We start from the raw sequence: 18,560 nt of genomic DNA, 5'->3' as shown, positions 1-18,560 counted from the left end.
GGCTTAGGCTCCGGATTTGACGATCCAATCGTAACGTACTGCCACCCGCACCTCGAAGGGCTTGGCGAGGACCCGCTCGCGGCGTTCGGCGTTGACGCGCCAACCATGGGGCGTCATGGCCAGCAGGTCTTCGCGGGTCTGGCGTTCGGCCAGCGGCAGCACGAATTCGAGCCCCTCGCTGTGGGCCAGTTCCAGGCCCTCCGGCAGATCCTGCAGGTGCTTGTCTTCGGCATAGTCGCGCACCTCGTCATAGAGCCGCTGGCGCAGCTCCAGCAGGTGGGCGCTGGCCGGCCCCAGGCGCAGGATGCCGCCGCCGGGTGCCAGCACGCGCTGGGCTTCGCTCCAGTCGATGGGGCTGAAGACGCTGGCCAGCAGGTGGCAACTGGCGTCCGGCAGCGGCAGGCGCGCCATGCTCGCCACCAGCCAGGTCAGCGCCGGGGTGCGCCGGCAGGCGCGGCGCACCGCCTCGCGGGAGATGTCCAGGGCATAGCCGTCGGCCGCGGGTAGGGCCTGGGCCAGGCGCGCGGTATAGAAGCCTTCGCCGCAGCCCACGTCGATCCAGCGCTGGGGCGCGCGTTCGGCGGCCAGCTGCGCCAGGCGTTCGGCCAGCGGCGCATAGTGACCGGCATCGAGAAAGCGCCGGCGGGCCTCGACCATGGCGGCGTTGTCGCCCGGGTCCAGACTCTTCTTGTGCTGCACCGGCAGGAGGTTCAGATAGCCCTGGCGGGCGCGGTCGAATCTATGGCCGGCGGGGCAGCCGACGCCACCCTCGAGGTCGGCCAGGGGGGCCTGGCAGAGCGGACAGATCAGCTTCATGCCAGCAACCGCACCAGGGTGCCGTAGTACACCTCGGTCAGGAGATCCAGGTCGCTGGCCAGCACGTGCTCGTCCACCTGATGGATGGTGGCGTTGACCGGACCCAGTTCAACCACCTGGGCGCCCAGGGTGGCGATGAAGCGACCGTCCGAGGTGCCGCCGCTGGTGGAGGCTTCGGGGCGGTAGCCGGTGACGGCTTCCACGCTGGCCGAGACGGCGTCGAGCAGGTCGCCCGGCTCGGTGAGGAAGGGCAGGCCGGACAGCGACCAGTCGATCTGCCAGTCCAGGCCGTGACGATCGAGGATGGCCTCGACCCGGGCCTGCAGGCCCTCCACAGTGGATTCGGTGGAGAAGCGGAAGTTGAACAGCGCCTGCAGCTCGCCCGGCACCACGTTGCCGGCGCCGGTGCCGGAATTGACATTGGAGATCTGGAAGCTGGTGGGCGGGAAGAAGGCGTTGCCCGCGTCCCACTGTTCGGCGGCCAGATCGGCCAGCGCCTGGGCCGCCAGGTGAATGGGGTTGCGCGCCAGGTGTGGATAGGCCACGTGGCCCTGCTTGCCGCGCACGGTCAGACGACCGTTGAGCGAGCCACGACGCCCGTTCTTGACCACGTCGCCCAGCAGTCGGGTGCTGGAGGGTTCGCCGACGATGCACCAGTCCAGTCGTTCGCCGCGCTCGCGCAGGCGCTCGACCACGGCACGGGTGCCGTGCAGCGCGGGGCCTTCCTCGTCGCTGGTGATGAGGAAGGCGATGGCGCCGCGATGGTCCGGGTGGTCGGCGACGAAGCGCTCCACGGCGATGATCATGCTCGCCAGGCTGCCCTTCATGTCGGCGGCGCCGCGGCCGCGCAGCATGCCGTCGGCATCCACGTGGGCATTGAAGGGGGCCTGCTGCCAGGCTTCCAGCGGGCCGGTGGGCACCACGTCGGTATGCCCGGCGAAGCACAGCACCGGACCCGCGCCGCCACGCCGTGCCCAGAAGTTGTCCACCTCTTCGATGCGCAGGGGTTCGAGGGCGAAACCCAGGCGCTCCAGGCGCTGCATCATCAGGGCCTGGCAGCCTTCGTCCAGCGGCGTGACCGAGGCCCGGCCAATGAGGTCGCAGGCGAGTTCCAGGGTGGGGGTGAGGGCGGTGGTCATGGCGGGTCCCGGGAGGCGGCTAGGGTTCAGGGGGAGCGGTATGGTAAAGGAAAACCTATACTGTGGCTTTTGTGGAAAGCCTTCATGACGTTCGATGAACAACGCTTCGGCGGGATCGCCCGGCTCTATGGGCAGGAGGCCGTCGAGCGCCTCGCCGCCAGTCATGTCGCCGTGGTCGGCATCGGCGGGGTGGGTTCCTGGGCCGCCGAGGCCCTGGCCCGCAGCGGCGTCGGCCGGATCAGCCTGTTCGATCTGGACGACGTCTGCGTCAGCAACACCAATCGCCAGGTGCATGCGCTGGAAGGGCAGGTGGGGCGGCCCAAGGTCACGGTGATGGCTGAACGCATCCAGGCCATCAATCCGGCCTGCCAGGTCAAGGCGGTGGCGGATTTCGTCACCCGCGAGACCATGGCCGACTACATCACCGAAGAGCTCGACCTGGTGCTGGACTGCATCGACAGCGTGGCCTCCAAGGCGGCGCTGATCGCCTGGTGCAAGAGGCGCAAGATTGCCATCGTCACCACCGGCGGCGCCGGCGGCCAGATCGACCCCACCCAGATCCAGGTGGTCGACCTCAATCGCACCTACAACGACCCCCTGGCCTCGCGGGTGCGCTCGCTGCTGCGCCGCGACTACGGCTTCTCGCGCAATCCCAGTCGCCACTACAGCGTGCCCTGCGTCTTTTCCACCGAGCAACTGCGCTATCCCAAGCCGGACGGCAGCGTCTGCCAGCAGAAAAGTTTCGTTGGCGAAGGCGTCCGCCTGGACTGCGCCGGCGGCTTTGGTGCGGTGATGATGGTGACCGCCACCTTCGGCATGGTCGCCGCCGCCCGCGCCGTGGACAAGCTGATCCAGAAGCCGAAGAAGTAGCGCTTCTCGTCGGTTGGGTTGAGCGCAGCGGTGCCCCGATCGAGCCGGCCCTGTTGGGCGTGACTGCACCCGCGGGCGCGTAGGGTGGACAACGGCGCAGCCTTGTCCACGCGGGAAGGGTGTCAGGGTGCCCGTGGAAAACGCTGCGCGGTTTTCCACGCTACGAGGTTTCGAGCGAGTCGGTCCTTACCCCAGGCGGATGCCGAGGTGCCAGTGGAAAACGCTGGCGCGGTTTTCCACGCTACGAGGGTTCGAGCGCGGCTGCCTCACATATCCTGCGGCGTTTCCCGGGCGGGGCGGTCGTCGGCGATGGCGGGGACGTGAAGGCCGGTCTTGGCCAGTTGCTGGCCTTCCATCTGCGGCTGGGTGGTCCAGGTGAGGATGTCGTAATAACGGCGCACGTTCTGCACGAATTCCACCGTTTCGCCGCCGCGGGCGTAGCCGTAGCGGGTCTTGCTGTACCACTGCTTCTGCGCCAGGCGCGGCAGCATCTTCTTCACGTCCAGCCAGCGATCCGGGTCCAGGCCCTGGGATTCGGCCAGCCGGCGGGCGTCGAGGATGTGGGCGATGCCGATGTTGTAGGTGGCCAGGGCGAACCAGGTGCGATCCGGTTCGTTGATGCTGTCGGGCAACTCGTCGCGGATCTGGTCGAAATACTTGGCACCGCCGGTGATGCTCTGCTCGGGATCCAGGCGATTGGACACGCCCATGGCCTGGGCAGTGTTGTTGGTTAGCATCATCAGGCCGCGCACCCCGGTCTTGGAGGTGGCGTCCGGCGTCCACAGCGATTCCTGGTAGCCCATGGCGGCGAGCAGGCGCCAGTCCAGCTGATGCTTCTGCGCCACCTTGCGAAAGTGCTTCTCGTACTTGGGCAGGCGTTCCTGCAGGTGCTGGGCGAAGGTGTAGGCGCCCACGTAGCCGAGTACGTCGACGTGGCCGTAGTAGCGCTCCTTGAGCTGCTGCAGGGTGCCGTCGCGGCGGACCTTGTCGAGGTAGGCGTTGACCGCGTCGAGCAGGCTGTTGTCTTCGCCGGGTTGCAGCGCCCAGGCCTGGCCCTGGTTGTCGCCGAGGTCGAAGGCCACCCGCACGTTGGGGAAATAGACCTGGTTCATGGCCAGTTCGTTGGAGTCCACCAGGGTCAGGTCGATCTGGCCTTCGTCGACCATGCGCAAGAGGTCGCTGACCTCCACCTGATCGGACTCGTCGAAGGTGAGTTCCGGCACCTGGGCCTGTAGCGCCCTGAGTTGCTGGGCCTGGCTGCTGCCCTTGAGCACCAGGATGCGCTTGCCGACCATGTCCTTGGGCGTGCTGGGGCGGACGGTGCCGTTGCGGTAGATGACCTGGGGCACCACATCCAGATAGCTGCGGGAGAACTTCAGATTCTGGCGATTGACCGAGGGTGTGAGGCCGGCGGCGGCGATCACCGGGCCGTCCGGCGCGGTCAGGCGATTGAAGAGGTCGTCGAGGTTGTCGGCGGTGCTGATTTCCAGGCGCACCTTGAGCGATTCGGCGAAGCCCTTGACCAGTTCGTATTCGAAGCCGGTCTCGCCGTTACGGTCCTGGAAATAGGTCGCCGGACTGTTGCGCGTCACCACGCGCAGGACGCCGGCCTGCTGCACCTGCTCCAGCGCGGTCGGCTTGGGCGGCGCAGGCACGTCCGCTTCCCCGCAGCTCATGAGCAAGGCGAGAAAGGGCAGGGTAAGCCAGGCGAATCGCTTGAAGGCTTTATTCAAATGGGCTAGCTCGGCCATACGGCATCAAAACGGCACTGGCGCCTTGCTGACGCGCCTCATCGGTCGGCCCCTCCGGGCACTCGTTATAGTCGGGACGCTCCGCGCCACCGGTCCGGCCAAAGGCTCTATCCTGAGCCCAATGTGGAGCCGCGTCCATGGGGCGCGGCAGGCCGTATCGGCGGACAGTATACGCGAGAAGTGGCAAAGCGCCCATTTTATACATACAGGGATGGTGGTAAGGCTGGATGAACCCTCGTCGCCGGAAGGTGTCCCCGGCGCGCCTTTAGGCTAGAATGCACGGCCCCAAAGTGACTTGGCCCCGAGGCTGTCCCCGATGCTGATCCTGCGCGGCGCTCCCGCTCTTTCTTCGTTCCGTCACGGCAAACTTCTCGACCAGCTGACTCGCCTGGTTCCCGGTGTTTCCGGGCTCTATGCCGAGTTCGTTCATTTCGCCGAAGTCGCCGGCACCCTGAGCGCGGAGGAAGAGGGCATCCTCGGCCGACTGCTGCAATACGGCCCCAGCGTCCCCCAGCAGGAACCCAGCGGCGCGCTGTTCCTCATCGTGCCCCGCCTGGGCACCATCTCGCCCTGGTCGAGCAAGGCCACCGACATCGCCCACAACTGCGGCCTGGCGCAGATCGAGCGCCTGGAGCGCGGCGTGGCCTACTATGTCGCCGGCGAACTGGACGCCGCCGCCCACGCGCAACTGGCCGCGGCGCTGCATGACCGCATGACCCAGCGCGTGCTGCCGACCCTGGACGCTGCCGCCGACATCTTCAGCCATGCCACGCCCAAGCCGCTCACCGCGGTGGACGTGCTCGGCGGCGGTCGCGCGGCCCTGGAACAGGCCAACCTGGAGCTGGGCCTGGCCCTGGCCGAAGACGAGATCGACTACCTGGTCAAGAGCTTCACCGCCCTGGGGCGCAATCCCCACGACGTCGAACTCATGATGTTCGCCCAGGCCAACTCCGAGCACTGCCGGCACAAGATCTTCAACGCCAGCTGGGACATCGACGGCGAGAGCCAGGAGAAGTCCCTGTTCGGCATGATCAAGAACACCTACGAGATGAACCGCACCGGCGTGCTGTCCGCCTACAAGGACAATGCCGCGGTCATGGAAGGCTTCACCGCCGGGCGCTTCTATCCCGACGCCGAGTCCCGCGAATACGGGGCGCACAGCCAGCCCGTGCACATCCTGATGAAGGTGGAGACCCACAACCACCCGACCGCCATCGCTCCCTTCCCCGGCGCCTCCACCGGCTCCGGCGGCGAGATCCGCGACGAAGGCGCCACCGGTCGCGGCTCCAAGCCCAAGGCGGGCCTGACCGGCTTCACCGTCTCCAACCTGAACATCCCCGGTTTCGAGCAGCCCTGGGAACAGCCCTACGGCAAGCCCGAGCGCATCGTCACCCCGCTGGACATCATGATCGAAGGCCCGCTGGGCGGCGCCGCCTTCAACAACGAATTCGGCCGTCCGGCCCTGGCCGGCTACTTCCGCACCTTCGAACAGCAGGTCGAGACCCCCCGCGGTCCCGAGGTGCGTGGCTATCACAAGCCGATCATGCTCGCCGGCGGCCTGGGCAACATCCGCGCCGACCACGTGCAGAAGGGCGACATCTCGGTGGGCGGCAAGCTCATCGTGCTGGGCGGCCCGGCCATGCTGATCGGCCTGGGCGGTGGCGCGGCCTCGTCCATGTCCACCGGCGCCAGCTCCGCCGACCTGGATTTCGCCTCGGTGCAGCGCGAGAACCCGGAAATGGAGCGCCGCTGCCAGGAGGTCATCGACCGCTGCTGGCAGCTGGGTGAAAACAACCCCATCACCTTTATCCACGACGTGGGTGCGGGCGGCCTGTCCAACGCCTTCCCCGAACTGGTCAACGATGCCGGTCGCGGCGGTCGCTTCGAGCTGCGCAACGTGCCCAACGACGAGCCGGGCATGAGTCCGCTGGAGATCTGGTGCAACGAGTCCCAGGAGCGCTACGTGCTCTCCGTGGACGCCGAGAACTTCGAGACCTTCAAGGCCATCTGCGAACGCGAGCGTTGCCCCTTCGCCGTGGTCGGCGAGGCCACCGAGGAGCGCCAGCTGACCGTGGCCGACAGCCACTTCGGCAACAACGCCGTGGACATGCCGCTGGACGTCCTGCTCGGCAAGCCGCCGCGCATGCACCGCAGCGCGACCCGTGAAGCCGAGCTGGGCGACGCCTTCGACGGCGCCGGCCTGGACCTGACCGAGTCGGTGGAGCGCGTCCTGCGTCACCCGGCCGTGGCCAGCAAGAGCTTCCTGATCACCATCGGCGACCGCACCATCACCGGCCTGGTCGCCCGCGACCAGATGGTCGGCCCCTGGCAGGTGCCGGTGGCCGACTGCGCCGTGACCGCCACCAGCTTCGACGTCCACACCGGCGAAGCCATGGCCATGGGCGAGCGCACCCCGCTGGCGCTGCTCGACGCGCCCGCTTCCGGCCGCATGGCCATCGGCGAGACCATCACCAACCTGGCCGCCGCGCGTATCGAGAAGCTCGGCGACATCAAGCTCTCCGCCAACTGGATGGCCGCTGCCGGCCACCCGGGCGAAGACGCGCGCCTCTATGAAACCGTCAAGGCGGTGGGCATGGAGCTGTGCCCGCAGCTGGGCATCACCATCCCGGTCGGCAAGGACTCCATGTCCATGAAGACCCGCTGGCAGGACGGTGGCGAAGACAAGAGCGTCACCGCGCCGCTGTCGCTGGTGATCACCGGCTTCGCCCCGGTGCAGGACATCCGCCGCACCCTGACCCCTCAGCTGCGCCTGGACAAGGGCCAGACCGACCTGATCCTGATCGACCTGGGTCGCGGCCAGAACCGCCTGGGCGGATCCATCCTCGCCCAGACCCACGGCAAGCTCGGCCAGCAGGCTCCCGATGTCGACGAAGCCGAAGACCTCAAGGCCTTCTTCGCCGTGATCCAGGGCCTCAACCAGGACGGCCTGCTGCTGGCCTACCACGATCGTTCCGACGGCGGCCTCATCACCACCCTGGTGGAGATGGCCTTCGCCGGTCACTGCGGCCTGGCCCTGCGCCTGGACGCCCTGGCCGCCGACCGTGACGAGCTGACCCGGGCGCTGTTCGCCGAAGAGCTGGGCGCCGTCATCCAGGTGCCCCAGGACTTCACCCACGAGGTGCTGGCCCAGTTCAGCGCGGCTGGTCTGGAAGACTGCGTGGCGGTGATCGGCAACCCGGTCAACGGCTACGAGATCAACATCCACTACCACGACGAGCACCTTTACCGGGCCGAGCGGCGCATGCTGCAGCGCGTCTGGAGCGAGACCAGCTTCCAGATCCAGCGCCTGCGCGACAACGCCGAATGCGCCCAGCAGGAATTCGACGCCCTGCTGGAAGAGGATCATCCGGGGCTGTCGGCCAAGCTGGCCTATGACCCCAACGAAGACATCTGCGCGCCCTACATCAAGAAGGGCGTACGGCCGCAGGTCGCCATCCTGCGCGAGCAGGGCGTCAACGGTCAGGTGGAGATGGGTGCGGCCTTCGATCGCGCCGGCTTCGCCGCCATCGACGTGCACATGAGCGACATCCTCTCCGGCCGCATCGACCTGGCGGACTTCAAGGGTGTGGTGGCCTGTGGCGGCTTCTCCTACGGCGACGTCCTCGGCGCCGGCGGTGGCTGGGCCAAGTCCATCCTGTTCAACGCCCGCGCCCGTGACGGCTTCCAGCAGTTCTTCGAGCGCACCGACACCTTCACCCTGGGCGTGTGCAATGGCTGCCAGATGGTCGCCAACCTGCGCGAGCTGGTGCCCGGCAGCGAATTCTGGCCGCGCTTCGTGCGCAACCGCTCCGAGCAGTTCGAGGCGCGGGTGGCCATGGTCCAGGTGCAGGATTCGCCGTCGCTGTTCCTGGCCGGCATGGCCGGGTCGCGGCTGCCCATCGCCATCGCCCACGGCGAAGGCTTCGCCGAGTACCCGAATCAGCAGGCGCTGGTCGCCGCTGACGTCTCCGGTACCGTGGCGCTGCGCTATGTCGACGGTCACAGCAAGGTCACCGAGACCTATCCGGCCAACCCCAACGGCTCGCCGCTGGGCATCACCGGTCTGTCCAGCCAGGACGGTCGCGTGCTGCTGATGATGCCGCACCCCGAGCGCTGCTTCCGCGCCGTGCAGAACTCCTGGATCCCGGCCGACTGGCAGGGCGAGGACGGCGGCTGGATGCGCCTGTTCCGCAATGCGCGGGTCTGGGTGGACTAGGTCCTCCGGCTTGTCCCTTTGACGAAACCCGCGCCCTGGCGCGGGTTTCGTCTTTCTGGGAAGGGCTTAAGCTGAAGGGGGCGTCCCCTGTCCCCGGAGTCATCGATGTTCAAGCTGTGTTTCTATGTACCCGACTCGCACCTCGAGGCCGTCAAGCAGGCGATCTTCGCCGTGGGCGCTGGCCGCATCGGTCTCTACGACAGCTGCTGCTGGCAGGTCCGGGGCCTGGGCCAGTTCCGCCCGCTGGCGGGCAGCCAGCCGCACCTGGGCGAGCAGGGCAGTCTCGAACGGGTGGAGGAATGGCGGGTGGAGCTGGTGCTGGCCAACGAGCCGATCGCCCGCCAGGCCGTGGCAGCGCTCAAGGCGGCGCATCCCTATGAGACGCCGGCCTATGACGTGGTGCAGGTGCTGGATTTCTAGGGGTCAGGGATAGCCGAGGACCGCCTTGAGCCGCGCCAGCTCGCGCTCCACCCAGCGCGGGTCCACCGCGCCCCAGTCACGAATCTCGTAGCCCCCGGCATTGTTGCGGGCGCCTTCGCCCTGCACGAACTGGCAGTCGATATCCAGATCGGCCAGCGCCAGCAGGGTGTCCTGGGCGGTACGCCGCGGCATGCCGGTGGCCGCCATCAGCGCCGGCACGCTGGTAGCGGTGCCACTGGCCACCAGCCAGGCCACATAGAGACGGCGATAGAAGCTGGTCTTGGTCTTGCTCACGTCCATGAGAATCGTCCTGGCAATAAAAAGCCCACCGCGAGGGTGGGCTTCAGGGGTATCAGAGGGTGGCGATGCGCTGCCGCTGGTCCACCAGCTTGGCCAGGGCCTGCTCGGCCTCGGCCAGTTTGGCGCGTTCCTTCTCCAGCACCTCGGCCGGGGCCTTGGCGACGAAGCCTTCGTTGCCCAGCTTGCCGCCGACGCGCTTGACCTCGCCTTCCAGGCGGCCGATCTCCTTGTCCAGGCGCGCCAGTTCCGCGTCCTTGTCGATCAGGCCGGCCATGGGCACCAGCACTTCCATCTCGCCGACCAGGGTGGTGGCGGACATCGGCGCTTCTTCACCGGCGGCCAGCACGCGGACCGATTCCAGCTTGGCCAGCTTGTTCAGCAGCGGCTCGAAGTCGCTTAGGCGGCGCTGATCCTCGGCACTGGCGTTGGCGACGATGATGTCGATGCGCTTGGCCATGGAGATCTTCATCTCGCCACGGATCTGCCGCACGCCCAGCATCAGCGCCTTGACCCACTCGATGTCGCCTTCGGCGGCGGCGTCGATGCGCGCCTCGTTGGCCACCGGCCAGGGTTGCAGCATCAGGGTCTCGCCCTGGACGCCGGCCGGCGCCTTGAGGCGTTGCCAGATTTCCTCGGTGATGAAGGGCATGAAGGGGTGCGCCAGGCGCAGCACCACTTCCAGCACCCGCGCCAGGGTGCGGCGGGTACCGCGCTGACGCTCGAGGGAGGCGTTCTCGTCCCACAGCACCGGCTTGACCAGCTCCAGGTACCAGGCGCAGTACTCGTCCCAGACGAATTCGTAGAGTGCCTGGGTGGCCAGGTCGAAGCGGAAGGCGTCGAGCTGACGGGTCACCTCGGCCTCGGTGCGCTGCAGCTGGGAGATGATCCAGCGATCCACCGAGGACAGTTCGACGGGTTCGTCGTTGACGCCGGTGTCCTGGCCCTCGACGTTCTCCATGACGAAGTTCGCCGCGTTCCACAGCTTGTTGCAGAAGTTGCGATAGCCCTCGACGCGACCCATGTCGAACTTGATGTCGCGGCCGGTGGTGGCCAGGGAGCAGAAGGTGAATCTCAGGGCGTCGGTGCCGTAGCTGGCGATGCCGTCCGGGAATTCGGCGCGGGTCTGCTTGGCGATCTTTTCGGCCAGCTTGGGCTGCATCAGGCCGCTGGTACGCTTCTGCAGCAGGGTGTCCAGGTCGATGCCGTCGACGATGTCCAGCGGATCGAGCACGTTGCCCTTGGACTTGGACATCTTCTGGCCCTGGCCGTCGCGCACCAGGCCGTGGACGTAGACAGTCTTGAACGGGATCTGCCCGGTCAGGTGGGTGGACAGCATGATCATCCGGGCGACCCAGAAGAAGATGATGTCGAAGCCGGTGACCAGCACGTCGGTGGGGTGGAAAGTCTTCAATGCCTCGGTCTGCTCGGGCCAGCCGAGGGTGGAGAAGGTCCACAGGCCGGAGCTGAACCAGGTGTCCAGCACGTCGTCGTCCTGGCGCAGGGCGATGTCACCCAGGTCGTGCTTGGCGCGCACCTCGGCCTCGTCGCGACCGACGTAGACGTTGCCGGCCTGGTCGTACCAGGCGGGAATCCGGTGGCCCCACCAGAGCTGGCGGCTGATGCACCAGTCCTGGATGTCGCGCATCCAGCTGAAGTACATGTTCTCGTACTGCTTGGGCACGAATTGCACCTCGCCGCTCTCGACCACGGCGATGGCCTTGTCGGCCAGGGGCTTGGTGGAGACGTACCACTGGTCGGTCAGCCAAGGCTCGATCACGGTGCCGGAGCGGTCGCCCTTGGGCACCTTGAGGGCGTGGTCCTCGATCTTTTCCAGGCGACCGGCGGCGTCCAGGTCGGCGACGATGCGCTTGCGCGCCTCGAAGCGGTCCAGACCGGCGTAGGCGGCGGGGAGGGTGGCATCGAGCAGGCCGTTGACGCTGCCGTCCAGATTGAACGCCTGGGCGCCGGGCAGCACCGCGGCGTCGGCGTCGAAGACGTTGATCAGCGGCAGGTTGTGTCTCTTGCCGACTTCATAGTCGTTGAAGTCGTGGGCCGGGGTGATCTTGACGCAGCCGGTGCCGAATTCGGGGTCGCAGTAGTCGTCGCCGACGATGGGGATGCGCCGGCCCACCAGGGGCAGCTCGACGTACTGGCCGATCAGATCCTTGTAGCGCGGATCTTCCGGGTGCACGGCCACGGCGGCGTCGCCCAGCAGGGTCTCGGGACGGGTGGTGGCGACCACCAGATGGTCCATGCCCTCGGCGGTACGGGCGCCATCGGCCAGCGGATAGCGCAGGTGCCAGAGGTGGCCCTTTTCGTCATGGCTTTCCACTTCCAGGTCGGAAATGGCGGTGTGCAGCTTGGTGTCCCAGTTAACCAGGCGCTTGCCGCGATAGATCAGGCCGTCCTCGTGCAGGCGCACGAAGGCTTCCTTGACCGCCTCGGAGAGGCCGTCGTCCATGGTGAAGCGCTCGCGCGACCAGTCCACCGAGGAGCCCAGGCGGCGGATCTGCCGGCTGATGTTGCCACCGGATTCGTTCTTCCATTCCCAGACCTTCTCCAGGAATTTCTCCCGGCCCAGGTCATGGCGCGACAGGCCCTCGGCGCCGATGCGGCGCTCCACCAGCATCTGGGTGGCGATGCCGGCATGGTCGGTGCCCGGCTGCCAGAGGGTGTTGCGGCCCTGCATGCGGCGGAAACGGATCAGGGCGTCCATGATGGCGTTGTTGAAGCCATGGCCCATGTGCAGGCTGCCGGTCACGTTCGGCGGCGGGATCATGATGGTGTAGGGCTCGCCCGACCCCTGGGGCGCGAAATAGCCCTGGCGTTCCCAGGTCTGGTACCAGGAGGTTTCGATGGCGTGCGGCTGGTAGGTCTTGTCCATGGAGGGGGCTTTTGTCGCTGGAAGAGGAAAGCCTCCGAGTATAGCGACTCCGGCCCGCCGAAGGCAGGGCGCCTTGGCGCCCCGGGCTCAGGGACGCTGCAGCAATTCTTCCAGGCGCTGCTGCAGGCGGCGCTGCAGTTCGGCTTCCAGGCGCGGCAACTGCTCGTCGAGCAGTTCCTGGAGGATGGCCGGCGCTTCCTGGCGCAGACGCACCTGGGCCAGGTCTTCGTGGGGCGCGCTGGGCGTCGCGTCCTCGATGACGTCCGGCACGATCTGGTCGAGCAGCGGCGGGATGGCCTTGAGCCGCTCGGCGCTGGGGGCGATGACGTCGGAGAGGATGGGGATGCCATCGACGCTGCTCGGATGGACCGCGCTGCGGCTCTTGTCGAGCACCTGGCGGATGGCTTCGAGGTCTTGCAGGACGTGCGCGGGAGGCTTGGTGCTGGTCATGAAATCAGACACGTGACAGCTGATGGTCCTGTAGAGCATAGCCAAGCTTGCGGTAGAAGCGAAAACCTTCGCGCATCGCCTGGCGCACTTCGGGGGCTTCGACGACCACTTCGGCGATCCGGGCGAAACCCGCATGGCAGGGCGGCGGGGCCAGGCTGAGGTTGATCAGCAGCTCGCCTTGCTGCTCGGCGGGCGTGGTCAGACCCAGCACCACGGGGCTGTCGCTGGCGTTCTCCGCCAGATCGTGGGGAACGAAGCTGTCGGGACGGAACGCCCACAGCTGCTCGTCCAGGCGCTGGCGCTGCTCGGCGTCGGCGCAGTGCACATAGACCGGCATGCCCTGCTTCCAGGCCTTGTCCACCAGCCGGCAGGCGAAGGCCAGCCGCGCGGCGGGATCGGTGGAAGGCAGAACATAGAAGTCGACACGGGTCATGGCGGATCACGAAGAAGGGGAGGGAAGCGGCAAGGCCGCGACGCAGGGGCGTCGCGGCCTCTATAGGCGTTAGCGCGTGTTCAAAGTCTCGCGAGCTAGAGCCAAACAAGGCGAAAAGACCTGAGGAAGCGGATCGGACTCGCGCTCGAGTTTACAAAACGTAAATGAGCATTCCGACCGGGCTGGCGACCCAGGGTCTTTTCAACGCCGTTTGGCCGACGCGCAGCAGACTTTGAACAGGTGCTTAGGCCTCGGCGGTGCGGTCGAGCAGATACTGCACCAGCAGCGGGACCGGACGACCGGTGGCGGCCTTGTCCTTGCCACCGCTGATCCAGGCGGTGCCGGCCACGTCCAGGTGGACCCAGGGATAGGCCTTGGCATAGCGCGCCAGGAAGCAGCCCGCGGTGATGGTGCCGGCCTTGGGGCCGCCGATGTTGGCCATGTCGGCGAAGGGGCTGTCCAGCTGCTCCTGATACTCGTCGTGCAGCGGCAGTTGCCAGACGCGGTCGTCGGCGCGATCGCCGGCCTGCTTGACCTGGTCGATCAGGGCGTCGTCGTTGCCCATCAGGCCCGAGACCAGCGAACCCAGGGCGGTGATGCAGGCCCCGGTGAGGGTGGCGATGTCGATCACCGCCTTGGGCTGGAAGCGCTCGGCGTAGGTGAGGGTGTCGCACAGCACCAGGCGGCCTTCGGCGTCGGTGTTGAGGATCTCGATGGTCTGGCCGCTCATGCTGGTGACGATGTCACCCGGACGGGTGGCGGTGCCGCTGGGCATGTTCTCGGCCAGGGCCAGGAGGCCTACCACGTTGATCGCCGGCTTGAGTTCCATGAGGGCGCGGAAGGTGCCCAGGACGCTGGCGGCGCCGCACATGTCGTACTTCATCTCGTCCATGCCGGCGCTGGGCTTGATGCTGATGCCGCCGGTGTCGAAGGTGATGCCCTTGCCGACCAGGGTGTAGGGCTGGGCGTTCTTGGCGCCGCCCTTGTACTGCAGCACCACCAGGCGCGGCGGCTGGGCGCTGCCCTGGGCCACGGCGAGGAAGGAGCCCATGCCCAGTTCGCGCATCTTCTTCTCGTCGAGCACCTCGACGGAGAGCCCGGCGTCCTTGAACTGCTTGCCCAGGGTCTTGGCCTGATCGGCCACATAGACCGGGTTGCAGACGTTTGGCGGCAGGTTGCCGAAGTCCTTGGCGTAGGCGGTGCCGTGGGTGATCGCCAAGGCATGGGCCAGAGCGCGTTCGGCTTCCGGCTGGGAGGCCTTGGTGGTGACCAGGGTCAGCTTCTTCAGTGGCCGCGGCTCGGCCTTCTTGCTCTTGAAGCGATCGAAGACGTAGTCGCCATCGGCCAGGGTCTCGGCCAGCAGGCGCAGACGGGCGTAGCCGTCGCGATTCTTGACCGGCACATCGCCGAGGGCGATGGCGGCGTCGCTGCCGCCCAGGCTCTTGAGCACGCCCAAGGCGCCGCTGGCCAGCTTGCGGTACTGGCGGTCGGACAGCCCTTCACTGGCGCCGCTACCCACCAGCAGCACGCGCTCGGCCTTGAGGCCGGGCAGATTGGTCAGCAGCAGGGTCTGGCCGGCCTTGCCGGCGATGTCGCCGCGCTTGACCGCCGCACTCAGAGCGCCGGAGGTGGCGGCGTCCACGGCGCTGGCCGCTGCGTCGAGCGCACCGCCTTCACCGACGGCCACGACCAACGTGGCGGTTTTCAGGGTTTCCGGACGAGCGTTTTTGACGACGAATTCCATTAGGAGAAGCTCCCCAAGACAAACACATGAGTTCGCAGGATATAATGCGGGGCTTTCGCCAGGGCCTTTCCCGGCGATCGGCCTTCAACGGGTGGGCCTTGCAACGCAAGCCATGCAGCCGAGCTAGTGTGAGCGTTCGCGCCAGAGCCTGACAACCCTGGAGAATCCTGTTTGATCGTCTTCCGCTATCTGTCTCGAGAAGTTCTCACCACCCTCGGTGCGGTCAGTGCCGTGCTGCTGGTGATCATCATGAGCGGCCGCTTCATCAAGTACCTGGCCCAGGCGGCCCAGGGCCTGCTGGATCCGGGCGTGCTCCTGCTCATCATGGCCTATCGCATCCCCGGCTTCCTGCAGCTGATCCTGCCGCTGGGCCTGTTTCTCGGCTTCCTGCTGGCCTATGGTCGGCTGTACCTGGACAGCGAGATGACCGTGCTCACCGCCACCGGCATGAGTCCGCGCCGCCTGCTGGCCTACAGCATGGCCCCGGCCGCGGTGGTCGCCCTGATCGTCGCCTGGCTGAGCCTGTCGCTGGCGCCGCTGGGCGTGCAGAAGGTCACCACCATCCTCAACCAGCAGGATGCCATGACCGAGTTCGATACCCTCGAACCGGGTCGCTTCCAGTCCCTGAGGGACAACTCGCGGGTCACCTACACCGAGCGCCTGTCGGCGGATCGCAGCCAGCTGGGCGGGGTCTTCATCTCCGAGCGCAACACCTCCACCGCCGGCGGCAAGGACCGTGGCGTGGGCGTGCTGGTGGCCGACACCGGCCGGCAGGAAATCCACCCGGACGGCAGTCGCTACCTGATCCTGCAGAACGGCTTCCGCTACGACGGCGTGCCGGGCCAGGCCGACTACCGCGCGGTGCAGTACGACACCTACGGTGTGCTCCTGCCCAAGCCCGCGGTCAGCGAAGACATCAGCGAGCGTGACGCCGTCTCCACCGGCGAACTGATGCGCAGCAGCGAGCTGCAGTATCGCGGCGAGCTGCAGTGGCGGCTGTCGCTGCCGATCCTGGTATTCGTGGTGACCCTCATCGCCGTGCCCCTGGCCAAGGTCAATCCGCGCCAGGGTCGCTTCCTCAAGCTGCTGCCAGCGATCCTGCTGTACATGGCCTATCTGTCGCTGCTAATCGCCGCCCGTGGCGCCCTGGACAAGGGCCGCCTGCCGCCGGCCATCGGGCTGTGGGGCGTGCACCTGCTGTTCCTGGTGCTCGGCCTGCTGCTGGCCTTCTGGGAACCGCTCAAGGCGCGTCTGCGCGGTCACAAGCCGGAGGTAGCGGCATGAACAAGCTCGACTGGTACATAGGTCGCACCGTCTTCGTCAGCATCCTCGCGGTACTGGGGGTGATCGTCGGTCTGGCCCTGCTGTTCGCCTTCATCGACCAGCTCGGCGATTTCGACGACAACTACGGCGTCATCGAGGCGCTCAAGTTCGTCCTGCTCACCACGCCGCGCCGGGCCTACGAGATGCTGCCCATGGCCGCGCTGATCGGCTGCCTGATCGGCCTGGGCACCCTGGCCAGCAGCAGCGAGCTGATCGTGATGCGTGCCGCCGGCGTCTCCCTGGGGCGTATCGTCTGGGCGGTGATGAAGCCGATGTTCGTGCTGCTCATCGCCGGCATCCTGATCGGCGAGTACGTGGCGCCCTGGTCGGAGAACCTGGCGCAGAGTGGGCGGGCCCTGGCCCAGAGCGCCGGCAAGGCACAGAGTTCGCGCCACGGTCTCTGGCATCGTCAGGGGCACGAATACACCCACGTCAACGCGGTGCAGCCCAATGGCCTGCTCCTGGGCGTGACCCGCTACGAATTCGACGACAATCGCCACCTGCTGCAATCCAGCTTCGCCCAGCGCGGCATCTATCGCGGCGATCACTGGGAACTGGAAAACGTCAGCATCACCGACTTCGGCAATCGCCAGACCAGCGTGCGCCAGGAGCCCAAGGTCATCTGGAACGTCGAGCTGACCCCGCAGGTGCTCGACACCGTGATCATGGAGCCGGATGCGCTGTCGATCTCCGGGCTGTGGTGGTACATCCACTACCTGGCCGATCAGGGGCTGAGCAATAAGAGCTACTGGCTGGCGTTCTGGTCGAAGATCTTCCAGCCGCTGGTGACCGCCGCCCTGGTGCTGATGGCGATCTCCTTCATCTTCGGCCCGCTGCGCTCGGTGACCCTGGGGCAGCGGATCTTCACCGGGGTGATCATCGGCTTCGCCCTGCGGATCTTCCAGGATCTGCTGGGGCCTTCCAGCCTGGTGTTCGGCTTCTCGCCGCTGCTGGCCGTGCTGGCACCGGCGCTGCTCTGCGCCGTGGCCGGGGTGCTGTTGCTGCGCCGGGCCGGCTAGGGCCCGGCGGCGCCGTCCGCTAGGCGGCGCCCTTGCTCACGACCGGTTGCGGCTGCAGCCAGCCGGCGTGGGCTTCGCAGAAGCTCAGGATTCGCTGCACGCGGCGGATCTGATCCCGATGGCGGCACTCGCCCACCACGGTACGCACCAGCAGATCGACGTTCTGCATGTGGATCAGGCGCAGATCCGCGCTCATGTCGGGGCAGGCTTCCATCTCGTCCATGCGCGTCTCGCAACGCGAGAGCAGGCGCTCGATGAAGGCGGTGGAGAAGCGGGCAGGGGCCTGGGCCGTTTCCAGGTCCTTGACCGCCACCTGGGAGAGGGGGGAGAGCGTTTCCATGCGCAAGATCTCGCGTCCGTATCGATGTCTTACTATTGCATGCTTTGCCCTCGGGTTTCAGCTGCCGGTTGTCAGCTGGCTATCCGATCGTTTGCCGGGCTCAGTGCGGATGTCCGGGCGTTTTGACGCCACCTCGAGCAGCGCTGATCGCGCCTTAAGATAAGACTGCTTCTGCTGCAGATCGGCCGGATGATCGATGGTGAGTTCGGCCAGATAGCGCTGCCAGGCGGCCAGGTAGGCCTTTTGCGCATTGCGCAGCAGGCGATCCTGGCCGGTGGGTAACTGGCCCATGGCCTGCTTTTCTTCGGCGGTGGCCTGGGTCTGGCAACTGCTCAGCTGCTGGCGAAAGTCCGCCAGCCGCCCCTGCTCGCCCGCCAGGCGGGCATTGTTGCCGTGCAGCACCAGCAATTCGCAGCCATAGAGCGCACTGTGCAACCGGGCTTGCAGGGTCCAGCTGGGCGAGCGATCCAGGTCGATAGCTGCACCGGCTGGCTGGGCCGGTTGCTGCACGGCGCAGCCACTCAGGGTTAGCAGCAGGGCGAGGAGCAGGGGAAGGCACGGGCGCATCTTCTGGTCTCGGCAGGTCTCGGGCAGACGCCAGCCTACTGGTAACGCTGCCATTCCCGATATTTATCCATCAGGTAGTTGCCGACCGGTTGCGACTTCTTGCAGTCCTCGCCGCTCAGCGGACTGGGTTCGCAGACGGAGCCGGCCGGGCTGTAGTGGTTGCAGCCGGTCAGTAGCAGGGCGAGGCCCCAAAGTAGAATTTTCAAGAGGCATACTTCCGCGAGTTCAAGAGGCGGGCGCTAAGTTTTCAGAGCCCTGACCTGATAGCACTCCGGCCTATACGTCTTC

At 66.9% G+C, this 18,560-nt stretch carries 16 protein-coding genes; 5 read left to right on the top strand and 11 right to left on the bottom strand.

Annotation, left to right across the window (positions count from 1 at the left end; translation table 11 throughout):
* Positions 1-3 precede the first annotated feature (3 nt).
* Both CFE50_RS10125 and dapE read right to left on the bottom strand, forming a co-directional pair.
* Positions 4-816, bottom strand: a complete 813-nt coding sequence (locus CFE50_RS10125; RefSeq protein ID WP_286733191.1) for a putative RNA methyltransferase — start codon at positions 814-816, stop codon at positions 4-6.
* The gene (gene dapE / locus CFE50_RS10120; RefSeq protein ID WP_286733188.1) at positions 813-1,955 is read right to left on the bottom strand and encodes a succinyl-diaminopimelate desuccinylase; all 1,143 of its coding nucleotides are present in this window, start codon (positions 1,953-1,955) and stop codon (positions 813-815) included. The genes CFE50_RS10125 and dapE overlap by 4 nt, the downstream gene beginning before the upstream one ends.
* An 84-nt stretch (positions 1,956-2,039) precedes the next feature.
* Between dapE and tcdA the strand changes: the two genes are divergently transcribed.
* Positions 2,040-2,825, top strand: coding sequence for a tRNA cyclic N6-threonylcarbamoyladenosine(37) synthase TcdA (tcdA, locus tag CFE50_RS10115; protein ID WP_007163033.1), 786 nt, complete (start codon positions 2,040-2,042; stop codon positions 2,823-2,825).
* Between the two features lie 266 nt (positions 2,826-3,091).
* On the opposite strand, the gene mltF is transcribed toward tcdA, so the two are convergent.
* Positions 3,092-4,576 carry a membrane-bound lytic murein transglycosylase MltF gene (gene mltF / locus CFE50_RS10110; RefSeq protein ID WP_027597238.1) on the bottom strand — a complete coding sequence of 495 codons (1,485 nt, stop codon included), beginning with the start codon at positions 4,574-4,576 and terminating at the stop codon, positions 3,092-3,094.
* Positions 4,577-4,892: 316 nt separating this feature from the next.
* On the opposite strand from mltF, the gene purL reads away from it, so the two are divergent.
* The gene (gene purL, locus CFE50_RS10105; protein ID WP_145249699.1) at positions 4,893-8,792 is read left to right on the top strand and encodes a phosphoribosylformylglycinamidine synthase; all 3,900 of its coding nucleotides are present in this window, start codon (positions 4,893-4,895) and stop codon (positions 8,790-8,792) included.
* Between the two features lie 105 nt (positions 8,793-8,897).
* A complete protein-coding gene (locus CFE50_RS10100; RefSeq protein ID WP_286733182.1) occupies positions 8,898-9,212 on the top strand; it encodes a YqfO family protein in 315 nt (104 codons plus the stop codon).
* Positions 9,213-9,215: 3 nt separating this feature from the next.
* Here the strand turns inward: CFE50_RS10100 and CFE50_RS10095 are convergent, their stop codons facing one another.
* From CFE50_RS10095 to CFE50_RS10075, 5 genes are all read right to left on the bottom strand, one after another.
* On the bottom strand, positions 9,216-9,512 hold the full coding sequence (locus CFE50_RS10095; protein ID WP_286733181.1) for a winged helix-turn-helix domain-containing protein: 297 nt from the start codon (positions 9,510-9,512) through the stop codon (positions 9,216-9,218).
* 52 nt (positions 9,513-9,564) lie between these two features.
* Positions 9,565-12,396 carry a valine--tRNA ligase gene (locus CFE50_RS10090; RefSeq protein ID WP_286733180.1) on the bottom strand — a complete coding sequence of 944 codons (2,832 nt, stop codon included), beginning with the start codon at positions 12,394-12,396 and terminating at the stop codon, positions 9,565-9,567.
* A gap of 87 nt (positions 12,397-12,483) precedes the next feature.
* Complete coding sequence (locus tag CFE50_RS10085) at positions 12,484-12,846, bottom strand: hypothetical protein (protein ID WP_042136331.1); 363 nt, start codon at positions 12,844-12,846, stop codon at positions 12,484-12,486.
* 4 nt (positions 12,847-12,850) lie between these two features.
* A complete protein-coding gene (locus tag CFE50_RS10080; protein ID WP_027597232.1) occupies positions 12,851-13,279 on the bottom strand; it encodes a DNA polymerase III subunit chi in 429 nt (142 codons plus the stop codon).
* Between the two features lie 244 nt (positions 13,280-13,523).
* Positions 13,524-15,023 carry a leucyl aminopeptidase gene (locus tag CFE50_RS10075; protein WP_286733173.1) on the bottom strand — a complete coding sequence of 500 codons (1,500 nt, stop codon included), beginning with the start codon at positions 15,021-15,023 and terminating at the stop codon, positions 13,524-13,526.
* Between the two features lie 171 nt (positions 15,024-15,194).
* On the opposite strand from CFE50_RS10075, the gene lptF reads away from it, so the two are divergent.
* Complete coding sequence (lptF, locus tag CFE50_RS10070) at positions 15,195-16,307, top strand: LPS export ABC transporter permease LptF (RefSeq protein ID WP_286733171.1); 1,113 nt, start codon at positions 15,195-15,197, stop codon at positions 16,305-16,307.
* Positions 16,304-17,365, top strand: coding sequence for an LPS export ABC transporter permease LptG (gene lptG, locus CFE50_RS10065; RefSeq protein ID WP_286733170.1), 1,062 nt, complete (start codon positions 16,304-16,306; stop codon positions 17,363-17,365). Before lptF ends, lptG begins: the two co-directional genes overlap by 4 nt.
* A 19-nt stretch (positions 17,366-17,384) precedes the next feature.
* On the opposite strand, the gene CFE50_RS10060 is transcribed toward lptG, so the two are convergent.
* From CFE50_RS10060 to CFE50_RS10050, 3 genes are read right to left on the bottom strand one after another with little or no spacing between them, the layout of a single operon-like run.
* Positions 17,385-17,705 (bottom strand): hypothetical protein, encoded by a 321-nt coding sequence (locus CFE50_RS10060; RefSeq protein ID WP_286733168.1) that lies wholly within the window; start codon positions 17,703-17,705, stop codon positions 17,385-17,387.
* A 57-nt stretch (positions 17,706-17,762) separates the two neighbouring features.
* Positions 17,763-18,272 (bottom strand): hypothetical protein, encoded by a 510-nt coding sequence (locus tag CFE50_RS10055; protein ID WP_286733165.1) that lies wholly within the window; start codon positions 18,270-18,272, stop codon positions 17,763-17,765.
* A gap of 35 nt (positions 18,273-18,307) precedes the next feature.
* Positions 18,308-18,478 carry a hypothetical protein gene (locus CFE50_RS10050; RefSeq protein ID WP_186375268.1) on the bottom strand — a complete coding sequence of 57 codons (171 nt, stop codon included), beginning with the start codon at positions 18,476-18,478 and terminating at the stop codon, positions 18,308-18,310.
* Between the last annotated feature and the right edge of the window lie 82 nt (positions 18,479-18,560).

Source organism: Pseudomonas sp. PGPPP4 (assembly GCF_002256045.1).
Taxonomy (GTDB): domain Bacteria; phylum Pseudomonadota; class Gammaproteobacteria; order Pseudomonadales; family Pseudomonadaceae; genus Chryseomonas; species Chryseomonas oryzihabitans.
Note: the sequence above shows the minus strand (reverse complement) of the source record. Positions and strands in the feature narration are given on the sequence as shown.